The organism is Candidatus Chryseobacterium colombiense, from assembly GCA_029203185.1.
GTDB classification, from domain to species: Bacteria; Bacteroidota; Bacteroidia; order Flavobacteriales; family Weeksellaceae; genus Chryseobacterium; species Chryseobacterium colombiense.
In genome coordinates this window covers 1,375,036-1,391,673 of the sequence record CP119310.1, presented here as the reverse complement: position 1 = coordinate 1,391,673, position 16,638 = coordinate 1,375,036, and the positions used below count along the sequence as shown (strand labels likewise).

Genomic DNA, 16,638 nt, shown 5'->3' with positions numbered 1-16,638 from the left:
AAATAGAGCAATGAAGATATCAAATAACTGGCTTAAAGACTATATCAAAACGGAATTAAAACCTGAAAGAATAGGAGAGTTCCTTACCGATATAGGCCTTGAGGTTGAAGGAATTGAAAAATTTGAAAGTGTAAAAGGCAGCTTGGAAGGGATTGTAGTAGGTAAGGTTTTAACTTGCGAAAAACATCCTAATGCAGATAAACTGAAGAAAACTACGGTAGAAGTAGCAAAAGGAAAAGTTTTGAACATTGTTTGCGGTGCTCCGAATGTGGAAGCCGGGCAAACAGTTCCTGTAGCCGTTGTCGGAACTAAAATCTATGATAAAACCGGAAACTTTTTTGAAATAAAAGAAGCAAAAATCAGAGGAGAGGTTTCTCAGGGAATGATTTGTGCAGAAGATGAATTGGGGCTTAGTGAAGACCACGGAGGAATCATGGTGCTGGATCCGGAAAAATATGAGGTTGGGAAAAATTTCGCAGATTATTTTGAATTGACTAATGATGAGGTTTTCGAAATTGGTTTAACGCCAAACAGAACTGATGCAATGTCTCATTATGGTGTTGCAAGAGATTTGTATGCTTTCCTTTCTACTAATCAGTTAAAATCTACTTTTGAAAAAGTTTCTTCAGTAGTGCTGAATAATGAAGGCTCTCATGATTTCCAATTGGAAGTTGAAGATGCTGAATTGTGTCCAAGATATATCGGAGCGGTAATTGAAGATGTAAAAGTGGCAGACTCTCCTTCTTGGCTGAAAGACAGATTGAAAGCCATCGGATTGAGCCCGATTAATAATGTTGTTGACATTACAAATTATATCCTTCACGGTTACGGTCAACCGCTTCATGCTTTTGATGCAGATAAAATTGCAGACAAAAAAGTGAAAGTAGGAACAGTAAAAGAAGGAACAAAATTCACGACTTTGGATGGGGTGGAAAGAACTTTGAACGGTTCTGAAATCATGATTAAAGACGGAAAAGATAACCCAATGTGTATTGCCGGAGTTTTTGGCGGTGCTAATTCAGGGGTTTCCTCAGAAACAAAAAAAATTTTCTTAGAAAGTGCTTATTTCAATCCTGTTGCGGTAAGAAAAGGAGCTAAGTTCCATGGATTGAATACAGATGCTTCTTTCAGATTTGAAAGAGGAGTAGATCCGAATATTACAAGAACTGCGATTACGCATGCCATTAAATTAATTTCAGAATTGGCAGAAGGTAAATTAATAGGAGAGTTGTTGGAGGAATATCCAAAGAAAATAGAAGACAGCTATGTGATCATCAGATTCTCTAAAATCGAGCAGATTTTAGGGACAAAAATTCACAGAGAAAAAGTAAAGGAAATTTTAAAATCACTTGAAATTCAGGTTTTAAATGAAATTCAGAACGGATTGGAAATTTCTGTTCCTGCTTACAGAGCTGATGTAACTAGAGAAATTGACGTTATTGAAGAAATTTTAAGAATCTACGGATACAACAAAATTGATGCTCCGCAAAAGATTTCATTTACTCCGGTAAAGCTGAGTGCAAACGATCAGGATGAATTAGAAAACAACTGGGCAAGAACTTTGCAAAGCTTAGGTTTCAATGAAGTCATGAACAATTCATTAACTTCCGTAAAAGATGAGACCGATGCCGTTAAGCTATTGAACCCTTTGAGCGGTGATTTGGCATTCATGAGAAAATCTTTACTGGAAGGTCTTCTTCAGAACGCCATCTACAATATCAACAGAAAAAACCAGGATATCAAGTTTTTTGAGTTCGGAAAAATCTATCATAAAAAAGATAAATATACTGAAAGAAAGCAGCTGGCTATTTTAGTTTCAGGAAGAGAAGTAGCTGAAAACTGGTTGCAGCCTAAATCTGCTACAAGTTTTTATAACTTAAAAGCTTATGTAAAAGTTCTTTTGGAAAGACTGGCAATTGATTATAAAGAAGTTGCTTTATCAGACGACAGATTTTCTGATGCTTTAGCTTATGAAGTAGATGGAAAAGCTTTAGTAAGAATCGGGAAAGTTTCTGCTCAGCAATTGAAAGATTTTGACATCGACCAGGAATGCTTCTATGCAGAAATAGAATTGGAATTTGCTCAGGAATTACGTTCTAAAAATGAATTGAAATTTAAGGATATTCCTAAATTCAACAAAATCAGAAGAGACTTAGCGTTATTGATTGATAAGACGGTGAACTACGAAGATCTGTATCAGACGGCTAAAAAGAATAAATCGCCCTACATTAAAAACATTAATTTATTTGACGTATACGAAGGGAAAAACCTTCCGGAAGGCAAGAAGTCTTATGCAATGAGTTTCGAGCTTTTAAACGAAGAAAAAACGTTGGAGGAAAAAGAAATTGCATCAGTGATGGAATCTTTGATTAAATCTTTCCAAAAAGAATTCAATGCTGAATTGAGGGGATAGTTTTCAAATAATTATGCAATATATTACGAAACGGACTTTTTAAAAGTCCGTTTCTTTTTTATAGATGCTTCGGCAGGCTCAGCATGACATTTATAATACTAATTTTTTATTAGAAAATAATTTGCTGCGTTGTCATGCTGAGCGAAGCCGAAGCATCTTTTCCCAGGAAAACAGCAATAGATTTTACAACCCTAGAAAACAACCGTTAAAAAAACAATAAAATTTTTTGATCACTTTTTAAATAATATAATTTCCGTAAATTTGGGTTAAATCAAAAGAATAAAATGAAAAACCTTTTTTTAAGCATATGCACAGCAGCAGTTTTGGTATCGTGCGGAACAGTGGCTTCTTCATCAAAAGCCGGAAAAGCACAGCCATCCATTGCCAATACAAAATGGACTTTAGCAGATAATGTAAAAGGGCAGACTCCAACATTGAATGTAGAAGGTGGAAAAATCAATGGAAATTCAGGGTGTAACCGTTATTTTGGTGCTGTAACTATGGAAACTGCTTCAGGAAAGTTTGCTGCTTCACAGATGGGGTCTACCAAAATGGCTTGTGATAATATGAGCGTAGAAAAAAACTTCCTGGATATGGTGCAGAAAGCAAACAGATACGTTGTTTCCGGAAGTACGCTGGAATTGTATCAGGACAATCTTTTATTGCTTAAATTCAACAAGGCAGAATAAAAAATAAAGAATATAAAAATAAAAGGAACTCCATGGAGTTCCTTTTTATGTTTTAATGGGATTACTTATCAATCTTCCTCTTCTTCATCGTACTTAGCCAACTCTTCATCACACCATTTGAAAGCAGCTTCTACTACTTTAGTAGCCTCATCTGCCATCGTTTCTTCATCATCACCTTCTAGATCGTCTAACCACTCAACTTCTTCTTCCTCAACGTTTAAGATAAATCTTGGATATTCTGTATGAACTACGAAAAGATCTTCCGGAAATTCTGAATTATCTGCTAATAAAAACTTTGGTAATTTCATTTTTCTAATGTTTTAACTTTGAATCAAAGATAACAAAATTATTGATATTTGTTCTTGTCGATTTTAATTTTTTGTGAAACTTTATAGTAGGTTAAAGTTGTTTTTTTTAAGGTATCAGAAGCTTTAAATGTTACCTCTAAATTGGAATTTACTGTACTTACAAGCTCTGCAACCTGCATTTTATCAAGGTCTTCCATAGATTGTAAATAAAACTGTAAAGGAACCTTATCTAATTTTTCAGACTGTAAAAAATGAACCACCTCCTTTCTGTTTTCAAGATAATTTCCTTTGGAAAGCCATGTGAAAAGAACTCCTGACATGATACTTAAAATTCCGATAACGTACACTTTAACATCAAAAAGCTGAAATAACTTTCTAAAGTAAACCAACCATAGCGGAAAGCTGAACGGAGCAAGTATCCTATAGCCAATCGCATCTACAGGATAAAAATACTGGATAAAAAACGAACATATAACACCAAAAAGACTTGTAAAAACAAAGAAAAACTCTGAATTGGTAAGCTTTGATCTTGTAAATAAAAAGATCATGAGAATAATATTGAAAGCTCCTAGTCCATAGATTCCATAATTAATTATCCCGCCTCCCGGATCAGACATATGGATGAATGGGTTGAAAGTGGTACAAAGTCCTTGAAATAGCTCAAGCAGAAGTTTCGAAGTAGGATATAAACCTATTTCTAAAGACTGTTTTACATAATCTTCATTAAAATAATCAATGAATAAAAGCTTATAAAGAATAATATAAACTCCTGAAATAATTCCTGAAAATAAAAATGAACGCCCATAACTACGTTTGATGAATAGTAGTCCGTAAAGTCCTACAGCTCCCATGATAAACAATGAACTATACCTTATATTGTAGAGGATAATTAAACTTAGAGAAAGATAAAAAACAGCTTTCCATCCTTTAAGGCTCTCTTTGATAATTTTGTCTGCTACAAACAGGAAAAGAAAAACGAAAGGAAGAATGCATCCCTCACTCAAAGTGACTGCAAAAATGGAAACAAAGCTGAAAAGAGCCACTAAAACGGTAGATTCCCTCGAATAAAAGTTCTTTTTCCACGAGAAAAAAACAATAAACAGCATGGCTGCAATTCCTACAATTTTACTTGCCCAAAACTCATCGGTCCCTAAGAAAGTAAAGATTTTAATAGCCAAAGGATAGCCTAAAGGTGTAATCGTATTATCGATCTCAGGAAGTACGTGAGCAAATTTCATATACCGTATAGAATCGGGGCTTACTCTTCCGTTTTCATTGAGTAAAAAACGTAAAATGGTCACCATTACCGTAATGATGACCAATAATATCTGAATATATTTTTCTTTGAATTTTATCAAGGTTGCAGTTATTAAGTGTATGGATCGTAGCTTTTAAATAAGCCAAATTTATAACTTAAAACTCACAACTCAAAGTCTATTTTGAGAACATTTTTGCTACTTTCTCCGCTTTTTTACTTTCAGAATAGTCGTAGAATCCTTCTCCTGATTTTACTCCTAGTTTTCCTGCCATTACCATGTTTACCAATAATGGGTTAGGAGCATACTTAGGATTTTTGAATCCGTCATACATTACGTTTAAGATCGCTAAACAAACATCAAGACCAATAAAATCTGCTAACTGAAGCGGTCCCATCGGATGAGCCATTCCCAATTTCATTACCGTATCAATTTCCTCAACGCCTGCAACACCGCTATAAAGCGTTTCGATAGATTCGTTGATCATTGGCATCAGAATTCTGTTAGCCACGAATCCTGGATAATCATTTACTTCTACTGGAACTTTTCCTAAGGTTTTGCTCATTTCATAGATCGCATCAAACGTTTCTTTAGAAGTAGAATAACCTTTGATGATTTCAACCAGTTTCATGATAGGAACCGGGTTCATAAAGTGCATTCCGATTACTTTATCCGCTCTTTTTGTAGCTGCAGCGATTTTAGTAATGGAAATAGACGAAGTATTGGTAGCCAAAATACAGTTTTCAGGGGCAAATTCATCCATTTGTCCGAAAATTTTCAGCTTCAGTTCCTGGTTTTCAGTAGCCGCTTCCACGATAAGATCTGCAGATCCTACAGCATCCTGAAGCGCTGTGAAAGTTGTAATATTTCCTAAAGTTTCAGCTTTTTGTTCTTCTGTAAGGTTTCCCTTTGCAATTATTCTGTCAAGATTGGTAGTAATGGTTTTCAACCCTCTGTCTAAAGCTTCCTGAGATACATCTACTAAATTCACTTTAAACCCGCTTTGTGCAAAAGTATGTGCAATACCATTCCCCATGGTTCCTGCTCCGATAACTACAATGTTTTTGATCATTTTAATTTTTCTTTTTTATAGATAGTTAAATTATTTAATTTGTTTAGATTGTCTTTACTTAAAGATTCCGTAGGCGTGAAAAATACAGAACCGTCGCTGCTGCGGTTTCTTCTGTTGTTCTGTGAAGTCACTGTTTCTTCAAGACCTTTTATGAATTGTTTTTTTTGAGATTTCGAAAGCGCATCAATTCCGATAAAAAGCTTGAATTCACCTTCTCTTCCTAGTCCTGATTGTCTGTAGGTTTCAATCGGTTTTGTCTTGTTTTTGTTTTGAAAAGTTTCAATGTAAGTCATGACAGGACTTGTGGAGGGAGTTCCGCAACACATACTGTTATAGTCCAGATAAAGATATGTTTCACTCTTCTGCGCAAAGAAAAATGAGCAGGTGAAAATTCCTAATATTAAAAATGTTTTTTTCATTTTGACGGTTTTAAAATTAAGCTTTAAATTTTACTTATTAAAATAATCCCAGACCGTCTTTGAAATGTCTGAAATCATTTTGCAGTTGACAGCATCCGTTTCCATTGAATTACTGACAAATACAGCTATTGCATAATGCTTGCCATTCGGTAAAGTGATGATCGCAATTTCATTTTCTGCACCCGTTAAACCCTCTTTATTTTTTCCAGAAGCTCCCGTTTTTCTGGCCACAGGAGTGTTTTTTGGAAGCTGTTCGATTAATTTGTTTAATCCTGTTGAAGTAGATAGCATGACTTTCATCAAATAATCCGTCGATTTTTTTGATAATAGTTTTCCATCATAAAATTTTTTCAATACATCTGTTGCGGAATTCATGGTGCTATAATTTTCATACTGAACATTCCAGTCTTTGTGCATAGCTTCTTCATTATATTTAATCTGAAATCCTTTCACGCCTTTAGCATCCATAAATTTCTGAACGGTTTGTGTACCTCCCAATAACCTCAAAAGAATATCGCAACCGTTGTTGTCGCTTCTGGCAACGGTCATTTCAAGAACTTCGCTCAGTGGAATTTCTACCCCTCCGTTAGGATATTTGTCACGAAGAGGCGACCATGTATTTTCCAGTAAATTAGATTTATCCAATACTATTTTTTGATCTAAAGAAAGCTTTCCTTTATCTACAAAATCTAAAACAGCTGCTGCAATATGAAATTTGAAAACACTTTGCATCGGCAGTTTTTTGTCTGCATCTTTACTGTATTTAAAACCATTTTCAAAACCCAATACAGAAATTCCGACAGTGGCTTTTTTATCTTTGATAATGGAATTAATCTTCTGATCTAAAACGGATTGCTGAGCGAATATAAACGCTGAAATTAAAAGGAAAAGCAGACTTATTTTTTTCATAATAATAGAGATTAAAAAATCCTTCTTAGAACTAAGAAGGATTGTATTCAAATATAAATAAAATAAATTACATCACACGTCCGAAAGCAGCAAACATCATCCATAATATCATAAGAATATAGATTCCGATCATTACAATGGTAAGAATTCCTATAAACTTATAATGTGATTTGATGTACTCGAATGAAGTGGTGAGACTTGATTGATTATTTGTACGTATCGCATTCTTCATATTAGAAGCAAACTTATACAAGTAATTAATTGGTACGAAATAAAATCCTGCAACAATAAAGTAAAAAATACTTACAAAGGCACCACCACCCAAAGGCGCAAAACTTGCCGATGTACTCGTTGAAGCACCTATTACTAATACGAATAAAGCTACAATCACCATAAGTCCAATACCGATAAAGCCTAGAATAGATAAAAAGTTAGCCCATTTTGCAGTTTCTGCAAGAAATTCTCTTGAAATTCTGTCGATTCTTAACTCCTCAAATTGTTCGAAAGGAGAATTTGTTTCCATCATAATTATTTAATTTTTGGGCAAAATAATTAAAATTATTTTAACTCTGCCCTATAAATCTTAAATTTTTATTTTACTTCAAAGGATTTTAGGTTTACTCCGTCGTTTTCGAAATAAATCCGGATTTTATTTTTTCCTTTTTTTAGGTTGATTCCCTTAGTTGAAGCAGTTTTCCAGATTTCATTTCCTCCTGTTGAATTCAATGAAACGGTTGCCAGTTGTTTTCCGGATACTTCTTCAATCCTAATTTTTGCACTAGTATTGCTGGCATAATTGATATCAAAAGTATAAATTCTGCTGTCTCTTGCATTAATGGTATATTGCAGCCATTCTCCACTTTCTGTTTTTCCGACGTAATATTGATTGTCTTTTGTTTTGTAAATATCAACACCGTCGTTTCTCAGCTGATTTCCTGAATTCCATTCAGATCTTTTTGAAGCATCACTTACCCAGAGATTAATGAAGTCTTTATCCAAATAAGCAGCACCCATTCTTCCCAAATCATAATCTGTAGCCAGGATTTTCCCCGGAGCCTGAAGATTTTTAAAAGGTTTTGTAGAACCATCTTTGGTCTGTCTGAACATCGCATCAATCACATCATTTTTAATCTCAACATTACTGAATTTATAATTATCTGCAATCTGCATTAAAGCTTTTTTAGCAAATTCTTTTGACGGTTTTTCACCTCCGTTTTTCCAGTAATCTAACAACTTTTGATATTCCGGGGTGATTTTCACATTGGTAATCCCTGCAATATTATCTATCTTTTTCATCGGCCAGAATGCATAACCAATATTATGCTTATCTAACAGTTGAATAAGCTCTGTAAACCATACATTCGAGTTTTCCCCTGTTTCTCCCAACCAGATAGGAATATTATGCTTTTCTCTTAAATCCAAAGCAAATTTTAATGTCGCATCATCATTGTAATTCCAGTATTTATGAAAACTGAATGCCATATTGTTATCCCAAAGCGGAGTTAAACCATTGTAGTTATTTCCCCAACCGTTTCCTTCGATAATAATGATGTGTTTTTTATCAACCGTACGGATGGCCTCTGTAATCTCTTTTTGTAGTTTCCAAAGAGGAGCATTAGACATTTCATCTGTTCCGTTAGGATTTTTCCCGGTGAAATTGATATTCGGCTCATTAATCAAATCATAGCCTCCGATCCAAGGTTCATCTTTATATCGTTCTGCCAGTTTTTTCCATAAAGCAATTGTCTTTTTCTGGTTTTCTTCGCTGTCCCAAAGTGAAGGTTTAGTTTTATCATTGTCAGAAATATTGACGTCATTTCCCTGTCCGCCAGGTGCAGCATGAAGATCCAGAATCAGGTACATTTTATTGTCAGCACACCATTTCAGAAGATCATCAGTCATTTTAAAACCTTCTTCCAGCCAGGTATTTTGTCCTTTTTTAGGTTCCTTTTCAATTGGTAATGTGTAAAGGTTATAATGCATAGGAAGCCTGATGGAATTGAACCCTGCTTTCTTCAGAAAATCAACATCCTGTTTTGTGATTCCGTTTTTAAGATAATCTGCATAAAACTCATTCATTCCGTCTTCACCAACCAGTTCAGCTATTTTTTGCTTGATCTTGTACTGTGGACCGGCAAAATCTGCAGTTTTCAGCATATAACCTTCCTGCAGCATCCATCCTCCCAAACCGAGGCCTCTCAATTGAACATTTTCTCCTTTGTCGTTTACGATTTTCTGACCACTGGTCTTTAAAAGTTGTGATGTCCCAAATTGAGACAATAAAAAAGCGGATAGAAGGATGACTCTTTTCATAATAGTTTAATTATTTAAATATTAGGGATTGTTTTTTAAGAATTAGAGTTTCTACAATGACAAATATATTTAAAAATTGTTGAATAAAAATTAAATAATAAATAAACCCAAAAGATTTTGTTTAAAAAATAAAGAGATTGAGGCTAAATTATGACTCTTAATTAAACTTAATCTATCTTTAATAATTGAAAAAGAGTTTTTGGTGAACTCATCTGAAGTTAATCATAAAAAAAACGGGCTTTAGCCCGTTTGTGTATAATATAAAAATTGATGTAATTAAAAAAATTATGAAATCAGCTTCATAATCTCCAAAGCTACTTTTAAAGCTTCTGTTCCGTCTTCAAGAGAAACTTCCACATTTTTATTTTCCATGATAGAATCTGCAAAAGAATTAAGCTCATCCAGAATCGCATTATTAGGCTGAATATTCGGATATTCAAATAAGATCTGATTCTTTTCTCCATCAGCGTTTTCAATGATCATATCGAATGGAGTAGGGTTTTCAGGAGCATCTTTCATTCGGATGACTTCGGCCTTTTTTTCAAGGAAATCAACAGAAACATAAGCATCTTTCTGGAAAAAACGGCTCTTTCTCATGGCCTTCATCGAAATTCTTGAAGTCGTAAGATTCGCAACACATCCGTTTTCAAACTCAATTCTGGCATTGGCGATATCCGGAGTTTTGCTTACCACGCAAACACCGCTTGCATGAATATTTTTAACCTTAGATTTTACGATACTTAATAGGATATCCAAATCGTGAATCATTAAATCCAGTACTACGGAAACATCTGTCCCACGAGGATTGAACTCAGCCAGCCTGTGGATTTCTATGAACATCGGATTTTGAATATAATCTTTCGCTCCGATAAAAGCCGGATTATATCTTTCAACATGTCCAACCTGAGCTTTAATGCCATTTTCACGACATTTATAGAGAATTTCTTCAGCTTGCTGCAATGTCTGGGTTACCGGTTTTTCGATGAAGAAGTGAAGCTTTTTTTCAATGGCTTTTAAAGCATAATCGTAATGATAAATAGTGGGTGTCACAATATCCAACATCTCGATCTGCTCAAGTAATTCATCGAAGTTTTCAAAATACTTATATCCGAATTCTGCTTCCAGTTTTTTTCCGTTTTCTGCATCCTTATCATGAAATCCTACAAATTCATACTTATCAGACTGATTCAGAAGACGTAAATGTATTTTTCCTAAATGTCCGGCACCTACCAAACCTGCTTTTAACATAGCTGTATTAAATTTTTGTAAAGATAATAAAGAAGTTAGATTTTAAACGGCAGAATTTAATTTTTTGTGGATAAATCTTTTGCTGAATCCCGGAAATCTAAGTTCTAATTTATTATTTTTGTGACATGCAGGATTCGTTTGTACACAAGGGAAAAAGAAAGATTTTGGTTGATTATCTTCGGAATAGGATAGGAATTTCGGATGAAAATGTACTTTCGGCAATGAATGAAGTTCCGAGACATCTTTTTATTGAAAGCATCTTTGAGGACTTTGCTTATGAAGACCGTGCTTTCCCTATTCTGGCTCATCAGACGATTTCTCATCCTTCCACGGTAGCGGAACAATCAGAACTTTTGCAGGTAAAATCAGGCGAAAAAGTCCTGGAAATTGGAACCGGATGCGGTTACCAGACTGCTGTTTTATTGGCGATGAAGGCTCATGTATACACGGTGGAAAGGCAGAAAGATCTCTTTGATTTTTCAAAGAAAAAACTTCGTGAAATGCATCTGTTCCCAAAATTTCAGAGTTTTGGAGATGGGTTTGCAGGGCTTCCTACATTTGCTCCTTTTGATAAAATCATTGTAACCTGTGGAGCTTCAATTTTACCTACAGAATTATTAAAACAGCTGAAAGTAGGCGGAAAAATGGTTATTCCTTTAGGACCTACTGATGAGCAGGTTTTATTCAGGTTTACAAAAATATCACCTACCGAATTTGAAAAAGAAGAATTCGGAGCGTATAAATTTGTACCGATGTTGGGAAACACCAATCAGTAAATTCCTATTTGCATAATCATTTTTATAAAATCATTATATCATACTGTCATTCTGAATGAAACAAAGTGGAATGAAGAATCTTTTGATAGTAGATTCTTCCTGTGTCGGAACAACAAAACAGAATTGGGATATGTATTGGTTGCATAACTAATACTATTAAGTTAAGTATTTTAATTTTCCAAGAAGTCTATTTTTTCGATGTAATTGTTTTAATTTTAAAAGATTATTAAGATGAAAAATATGGACTCTGATATTCAACGATACATTGAATCACAAACAGAATCAGACCAGCTGATTTGTTTAAAACTCTCAGAAATCATTAATGAGAATTTAAGGGAGGCCGAATCAAAAGTATGGCATGCTCATCCAGTCTGGTTTTTAGAAGGAAATCCGATTGTAGGTTATAGCAAACAAAAGAAAGGAATCAGACTGATGTTTTGGAGTGGAAAATCCTTTAATGAAGAGCTCTTAAATGTTCATGGAGTAAAATTTCAGGATGCTTCTGTCTTTTACAATAATGCTTCTGAAATCAATGAAGAAGACATTAAAAGATGCCTTGAAAAATCTGAAAAAATTCAGTGGGATTATAAAAATATAGTGAAAAGAAAAGGACAGTTAATTCAGATAAAAAAATAAAATTTTCTGAAGGGTTCGGAACGATAATTGGATTCAAAACAGAACCTAATCTTTTAAATCTTATTATTATGGACACTAACAGATTTAAAGCCTCACATGATTTCAGCAATATTCAGAAAAATCTTTCTAACAACAGAAGATATAGATCAGAAGGACATTTTCAGCAAGCCGATATGAAAAACCAGAATCAGGAATCATCAAAAAATGGTTTCGTGACTCATGCTCCAAAAACAGTGAAAGAAGTTTGGGCAGAAATTCAGGAAATGAATTTTAAAGCCAGATATAGAGATGACAAAAAATAATTTTTAATACTAAAGTTAGAAAAACCTTGCTTTTAACAGGAGTAAGGTTTTTTATTTGAAGACAATCAAATTAATTACAAAATAAAAAATGAAAGTATTCGTAAATAAGAGAATTCCCGAAATCGGAATTCATATGCTGAAAGATGCAGGATGGGAAGTTTTTATTCCTGAACATGAAAACCTGTCTCACGATGAATGGCTAAGTTATTGTAAAGGCCACGATGCCATCCTGAGTGTGGGCGGTGAATTCAAATATGACAAAGATTTCTTTGCAGAATGTCCGAATGTAAAGGCAATTGCATTGTATTCTGTCGGTTTTGACCATGTTGATATTCGGGAAGCTACTCACAGGCATATTCCGATTGGAAATACACCTGATGTTTTAAGTAAAGCTACTTCAGATGTTGCATTTTTATTAATGCAATCGGTTGCAAGAAGAGCCAGCTATAATTTTGAAAAAGTAAAATCCGGAAATTGGGGCGATTTTGATCCTTTGCATGCATTAGGTCAGGAATTATATGGTAAGACATTAGGGATTTTTGGATTGGGAAGAATCGGTTTTGAAATGGCGAAAAAATCACAGAAAGCTTTCGATATGAATATTATTTATCACAATCGCCATCAAAATAAAGAAGCTGAGGAAGAACTGAATGCAAAATATGTTTCCTTTGAAGAACTGATTGCACAGTCTGATGTTTTAAGTATTCACGCCAGCTTCAAACCTGAGCAGAAAGAACTGTTCAATGCCTCGGTTTTCGAGAAAATGAAAGAAAACGCGATCTTCATTAATACAGCCAGAGGAGGATTTCATAATCAGAAAGATTTATATAATGCACTTGCAGAAAAGAAAATCTGGGGAGCGGGATTAGACGTGACAAATCCTGAACCGATTTTTAAAGAAGATCCTATTCTGGAACTTTCCAATGTTTGTGTTCTTCCGCACATCGGCTCTGCTACTATAGAAGCAAGAAGCGGAATGGCAAAATTAGCAGCAGAAAACCTGATTGCTTTTTCAAAAGGAGAGAAAATGCCGTCTTGTGCAAATCCGGAAGTATATTCTCAAAATTCTTAGAAACTTGGAATTATTTTTGTTTACCTTTATATAACCACTAAATACAAGAATTATGATACCTGAAAATAGCGAACAAGAACAAGACAGAAGATTAGAACAGCGTGAATACAAGTCAAACGAAGACATTTTTAACCGCGAAGAACATATTCCGCTCGACGGAGATGGCAATCCTATAGAAGATGAAGAATTTTATGACAGCTTAGACAAAGGGCTCGATATTCCGGGAGTGGAGGATGACGATGAAATGGAAGAGATTGGGAGTGAAGACGAAGAAAATAATTATTGGAGCATAAGTGATAATGAAGACGATCACGAAGAAGAAAATGATGATGTTCTGACATAGACTTCAACGATATACAATGTAAACCTTACTGAAATTCAGTGAGGTTTTTTTATTTTTGAAAAGAAGTGTTTTAATAATCTGCGAAAAGATTCCCTTCCTTTGGAGGGGTGGATTCGACTGAAGGGAGAAGACGGGGTGGTTAAAAAACATAAACAAATAAAAACAACAAATAATGAAAGAAATCTTAACCGAAATTAAAGAAATCCCTATTTACAGGAACTATATAGAAAACCTGCCCTACAACCCCAAATTAAAACCACTACTTAATGGAAAAAGAAAAGCCGGAATTCTAAGTGAAGTAATATTCTGGAAACAGGTCCGAGCAAAAAGTTTTCATAGAATAGATTTTGACAGGCAACGAATCATAGGAAATTATATTGTAGATTTTTATGTGAAGAACTTAGGGCTGATTATTGAAATTGATGGTTGGAGTCATGATACAAAAGAATCTTATGATATGGAAAGGCAAAAATATTTAAAATCTCTTGGATTGCATATTTTCAGAATTACCGATTTTGATATTAAAAACAACCTGGGTATTGTAATGAAAGATTTAGAAAATTTCATTATTGAACACTACAGCCATCAGTAAAACAAAATGCACAACAACATTCCCCTCCTCTGGAGGGGTGGATTCGACCACAGGGAGAAGACAGGGTGGTTCAAACATACATCAAAAAAATAATAGAATACACAAGTTTCAAACCACCCCGTCAAAAATTTTCACGAATTTTCGCCACCCCTCCAGAGGAGGGGAATTGCAAGGTGTTGCAAAATTGAACACATTAGTTGCACGGATTTTTGAATTTGAATATCTTTAAAACTTTGAAATTTTAACTGAACTTAAACTATAATATGACTTTCCAGGAACAGATACAACAAGGCATTCCAAGCCAGTTACCACCATCCAGACCTTACGAAACCAATATCAATCATGCTCCCAAGCGTAAAGAAATTTTAGGAGATGAAGAGAAAAAATTAGCCTTAAAGAACGCTTTACGTTATTTCGAACCTAAGTTTCATGCAGAATTGCTGCCTGAATTTAAGGAAGAATTAGAGAAATACGGAAGAATCTATATGTACCGTTTCCGTCCGGAGTATGAAATGAAGGCAAGACCGATTTCTGAATATCCGGGAAAATCTGAGCAGGCAAAAGCAATTATGTTGATGATTCAGAATAATCTGGATTATGCAGTATCGCAGCATCCTCATGAGCTTATTACCTATGGTGGAAACGGAGCGGTGTTCTCCAATTGGGCACAGTATCTTTTAACGATGAAATATCTGTCTGAAATGACAGACGAACAAACGTTGGTCATGTATTCAGGGCATCCGATGGGATTATTCCCTTCTCACAAAGATGCGCCGAGAGTGGTTGTAACTAATGGGATGATGATCCCGAATTACTCTAAACCGGATGACTGGGAGAAATTCAATGCGCTTGGTGTGACACAATATGGACAAATGACGGCGGGAAGTTATATGTACATTGGTCCGCAGGGAATTGTTCACGGAACGACGATTACCGTTTTAAATGCTTTCAGAAAAATCAATAAGGAGCCAAAAGGCGGACTTTTCGTGACTTCGGGATTGGGAGGAATGAGTGGTGCTCAACCAAAAGCAGGAAATATTGCAGGTTGTGTTACGGTTTGTGCTGAGGTGAATCCAAAGATTACCAAAATTCGTCACGATCAGAAATGGGTAAATGAGATCCATGAAAACCTTGATGAATTGGTGGCAAGAGTAAGAAATGCCCAGGAAAATAAGGAAACTGTTTCCCTAGCTTACCTTGGAAATATTGTTGAGGTTTGGGAAAAATTTGATCAGGAGAATTTAAAAATTGATATTGGTTCAGATCAGACTTCCCTTCACAATCCATGGGCGGGAGGATATTATCCTGTAGGACAAAGTTTTGAAGAATCCAATACAATGATGGCAGAAGATCCTGAATTATTCAAGGAAAAAGTTCAGGAAACATTAAGAAGACACGCTGCAGCCATCAATAAACATACCCAAAAAGGAACCTATTTCTTCGATTACGGAAACGCTTTCCTGTTGGAAGCTTCAAGAGCAGGAGCCGATGTAATGGCGGAAAATCCTACGCTGGGAAGAGAATTTAAGTTCCCTTCTTATGTTCAGGATATTATGGGACCGATGTGTTTTGATTATGGTTTCGGACCGTTCCGTTGGGTGTGTACCAGCGGAAAGCCGGAAGATTTACAGAAAACCGATGATATTGCATGCACAGTGTTGGAAGAAATTGAGCAGAACTCACCTGAAGAGATCCAGCAGCAGATGAAAGATAATATTCATTGGATCAAAGGTGCACAGGAAAACAAACTTGTGGTAGGTTCGCAGGCGAGAATCCTATATGCTGATGCAGAAGGTAGAATGAAGATTGCAGAAGCTTTCAATAAAGCCATCAAAAACGGGGAGATCGGACCGGTAGTCTTGGGTAGAGATCATCACGATGTTTCGGGAACGGATTCTCCGTACAGAGAGACTTCCAACATCTATGACGGTTCAAGATTTACCGCAGATATGGCGATCCACAATGTGATCGGTGACAGTTTCCGTGGAGCAACCTGGGTTTCTATTCATAATGGAGGTGGTGTCGGTTGGGGAGAAGTCATCAACGGAGGTTTCGGGATGTTATTGGATGGAAGCGATGATGCTGACAGAAGATTAAAATCGATGCTGTTCTGGGACGTAAACAATGGAATTTCAAGACGAAGCTGGGCAAGAAATGAAGGCGCTGTTTTTGCCATTAAAAGAGCGATGGAAGCAGAACCGAATTTGAAAGTAACACTTCCGAATTTTGTGGATGATAGTTTGTTTTAAAACTTTTTAGATATAGAAAAACCTGCCGTGAGGCAGGTTTT

At 35.4% G+C, this 16,638-nt stretch carries 17 protein-coding genes; 9 read left to right on the top strand and 8 right to left on the bottom strand.

Features of this window, described 5'->3' with window-relative positions; genetic code table 11:
• Window positions 1-10 precede the first annotated feature (10 nt).
• Together pheT and P0Y62_06070 are read left to right on the top strand one after the other, a co-directional pair.
• A complete protein-coding gene (gene pheT / locus P0Y62_06075) occupies window positions 11-2,413 on the top strand; it encodes a phenylalanine--tRNA ligase subunit beta (GenBank protein WEK71120.1) in 2,403 nt (800 codons plus the stop codon).
• A 284-nt stretch (window positions 2,414-2,697) separates the two neighbouring features.
• Window positions 2,698-3,102, top strand: coding sequence for an META domain-containing protein (locus P0Y62_06070; protein ID WEK71119.1), 405 nt, complete (start codon window positions 2,698-2,700; stop codon window positions 3,100-3,102).
• Window positions 3,103-3,170: 68 nt separating this feature from the next.
• Here P0Y62_06070 and P0Y62_06065 read toward each other — a convergent pair whose 3' ends face one another.
• The 8 genes from P0Y62_06065 to P0Y62_06030 form a co-directional block, all read right to left on the bottom strand.
• Window positions 3,171-3,410 (bottom strand): hypothetical protein, encoded by a 240-nt coding sequence (locus P0Y62_06065; protein WEK71118.1) that lies wholly within the window; start codon window positions 3,408-3,410, stop codon window positions 3,171-3,173.
• A 38-nt stretch (window positions 3,411-3,448) separates the two neighbouring features.
• Complete coding sequence (locus P0Y62_06060; protein ID WEK71117.1) at window positions 3,449-4,768, bottom strand: hypothetical protein; 1,320 nt, start codon at window positions 4,766-4,768, stop codon at window positions 3,449-3,451.
• 76 nt (window positions 4,769-4,844) lie between these two features.
• Complete coding sequence (locus tag P0Y62_06055) at window positions 4,845-5,735, bottom strand: 3-hydroxybutyryl-CoA dehydrogenase (GenBank protein WEK71780.1); 891 nt, start codon at window positions 5,733-5,735, stop codon at window positions 4,845-4,847.
• Window positions 5,735-6,157: a hypothetical protein gene (locus tag P0Y62_06050; GenBank protein WEK71116.1), complete on the bottom strand. Its 423-nt coding sequence runs from the start codon at window positions 6,155-6,157 to the stop codon at window positions 5,735-5,737. Before P0Y62_06050 ends, P0Y62_06055 begins: the two co-directional genes overlap by 1 nt.
• A gap of 30 nt (window positions 6,158-6,187) precedes the next feature.
• On the bottom strand, window positions 6,188-7,066 hold the full coding sequence (bla-A, locus tag P0Y62_06045) for a CGA/CIA family class A beta-lactamase (GenBank protein ID WEK71115.1): 879 nt from the start codon (window positions 7,064-7,066) through the stop codon (window positions 6,188-6,190).
• Window positions 7,067-7,133: 67 nt separating this feature from the next.
• The gene (locus P0Y62_06040; protein WEK71114.1) at window positions 7,134-7,592 is read right to left on the bottom strand and encodes a DUF5362 family protein; all 459 of its coding nucleotides are present in this window, start codon (window positions 7,590-7,592) and stop codon (window positions 7,134-7,136) included.
• 65 nt (window positions 7,593-7,657) lie between these two features.
• Window positions 7,658-9,379 carry a cellulase family glycosylhydrolase gene (locus P0Y62_06035; protein WEK71113.1) on the bottom strand — a complete coding sequence of 574 codons (1,722 nt, stop codon included), beginning with the start codon at window positions 9,377-9,379 and terminating at the stop codon, window positions 7,658-7,660.
• A gap of 285 nt (window positions 9,380-9,664) precedes the next feature.
• On the bottom strand, window positions 9,665-10,627 hold the full coding sequence (locus P0Y62_06030; protein ID WEK71112.1) for a Gfo/Idh/MocA family oxidoreductase: 963 nt from the start codon (window positions 10,625-10,627) through the stop codon (window positions 9,665-9,667).
• Window positions 10,628-10,752: 125 nt separating this feature from the next.
• Between P0Y62_06030 and P0Y62_06025 the strand changes: the two genes are divergently transcribed.
• The 7 genes from P0Y62_06025 (at window position 10,753) to P0Y62_05995 (ending at window position 16,597) form a co-directional block, all read left to right on the top strand.
• On the top strand, window positions 10,753-11,403 hold the full coding sequence (locus P0Y62_06025) for a protein-L-isoaspartate(D-aspartate) O-methyltransferase (protein WEK71111.1): 651 nt from the start codon (window positions 10,753-10,755) through the stop codon (window positions 11,401-11,403).
• A 240-nt stretch (window positions 11,404-11,643) separates the two neighbouring features.
• The gene (locus P0Y62_06020) at window positions 11,644-12,039 is read left to right on the top strand and encodes a DUF1801 domain-containing protein (GenBank protein ID WEK71779.1); all 396 of its coding nucleotides are present in this window, start codon (window positions 11,644-11,646) and stop codon (window positions 12,037-12,039) included.
• Between the two features lie 68 nt (window positions 12,040-12,107).
• The gene (locus tag P0Y62_06015) at window positions 12,108-12,341 is read left to right on the top strand and encodes a prevent-host-death protein (protein ID WEK71110.1); all 234 of its coding nucleotides are present in this window, start codon (window positions 12,108-12,110) and stop codon (window positions 12,339-12,341) included.
• A gap of 88 nt (window positions 12,342-12,429) precedes the next feature.
• Window positions 12,430-13,413: a D-glycerate dehydrogenase gene (locus P0Y62_06010; GenBank protein ID WEK71109.1), complete on the top strand. Its 984-nt coding sequence runs from the start codon at window positions 12,430-12,432 to the stop codon at window positions 13,411-13,413.
• A gap of 52 nt (window positions 13,414-13,465) precedes the next feature.
• A complete protein-coding gene (locus P0Y62_06005; GenBank protein WEK71108.1) occupies window positions 13,466-13,756 on the top strand; it encodes a hypothetical protein in 291 nt (96 codons plus the stop codon).
• Window positions 13,757-13,928: 172 nt separating this feature from the next.
• Complete coding sequence (locus P0Y62_06000; protein ID WEK71107.1) at window positions 13,929-14,348, top strand: endonuclease domain-containing protein; 420 nt, start codon at window positions 13,929-13,931, stop codon at window positions 14,346-14,348.
• A gap of 263 nt (window positions 14,349-14,611) precedes the next feature.
• A complete protein-coding gene (locus P0Y62_05995) occupies window positions 14,612-16,597 on the top strand; it encodes a urocanate hydratase (protein WEK71106.1) in 1,986 nt (661 codons plus the stop codon).
• Window positions 16,598-16,638: the final 41 nt, after the last annotated feature.

Excerpts from the sequence above, each read along its gene's own strand:
- P0Y62_06065 (WEK71118.1), bottom strand. The coding sequence starts at position 3,410 with ATGAAATTACCAAAGTTTTTATTAGCAGATAATTCAGAATTTCCGGAA.
- bla-A (WEK71115.1), bottom strand. The coding sequence starts at position 7,066 with ATGAAAAAAATAAGTCTGCTTTTCCTTTTAATTTCAGCGTTTATATTC.
- P0Y62_06000 (WEK71107.1), top strand. The coding sequence starts at position 13,929 with ATGAAAGAAATCTTAACCGAAATTAAAGAAATCCCTATTTACAGGAAC.
- P0Y62_06025 (WEK71111.1), top strand. The coding sequence starts at position 10,753 with ATGCAGGATTCGTTTGTACACAAGGGAAAAAGAAAGATTTTGGTTGAT.
- P0Y62_06050 (WEK71116.1), bottom strand. The coding sequence starts at position 6,157 with ATGAAAAAAACATTTTTAATATTAGGAATTTTCACCTGCTCATTTTTC.
- P0Y62_06030 (WEK71112.1), bottom strand. The coding sequence starts at position 10,627 with ATGTTAAAAGCAGGTTTGGTAGGTGCCGGACATTTAGGAAAAATACAT.
- P0Y62_06010 (WEK71109.1), top strand. The coding sequence starts at position 12,430 with ATGAAAGTATTCGTAAATAAGAGAATTCCCGAAATCGGAATTCATATG.
- P0Y62_06040 (WEK71114.1), bottom strand. The coding sequence starts at position 7,592 with ATGATGGAAACAAATTCTCCTTTCGAACAATTTGAGGAGTTAAGAATC.
- pheT (WEK71120.1), top strand. The coding sequence starts at position 11 with ATGAAGATATCAAATAACTGGCTTAAAGACTATATCAAAACGGAATTA.
- P0Y62_06020 (WEK71779.1), top strand. The coding sequence starts at position 11,644 with ATGGACTCTGATATTCAACGATACATTGAATCACAAACAGAATCAGAC.
- P0Y62_06005 (WEK71108.1), top strand. The coding sequence starts at position 13,466 with ATGATACCTGAAAATAGCGAACAAGAACAAGACAGAAGATTAGAACAG.
- P0Y62_05995 (WEK71106.1), top strand. The coding sequence starts at position 14,612 with ATGACTTTCCAGGAACAGATACAACAAGGCATTCCAAGCCAGTTACCA.
- P0Y62_06035 (WEK71113.1), bottom strand. The coding sequence starts at position 9,379 with ATGAAAAGAGTCATCCTTCTATCCGCTTTTTTATTGTCTCAATTTGGG.
- P0Y62_06015 (WEK71110.1), top strand. The coding sequence starts at position 12,108 with ATGGACACTAACAGATTTAAAGCCTCACATGATTTCAGCAATATTCAG.
- P0Y62_06070 (WEK71119.1), top strand. The coding sequence starts at position 2,698 with ATGAAAAACCTTTTTTTAAGCATATGCACAGCAGCAGTTTTGGTATCG.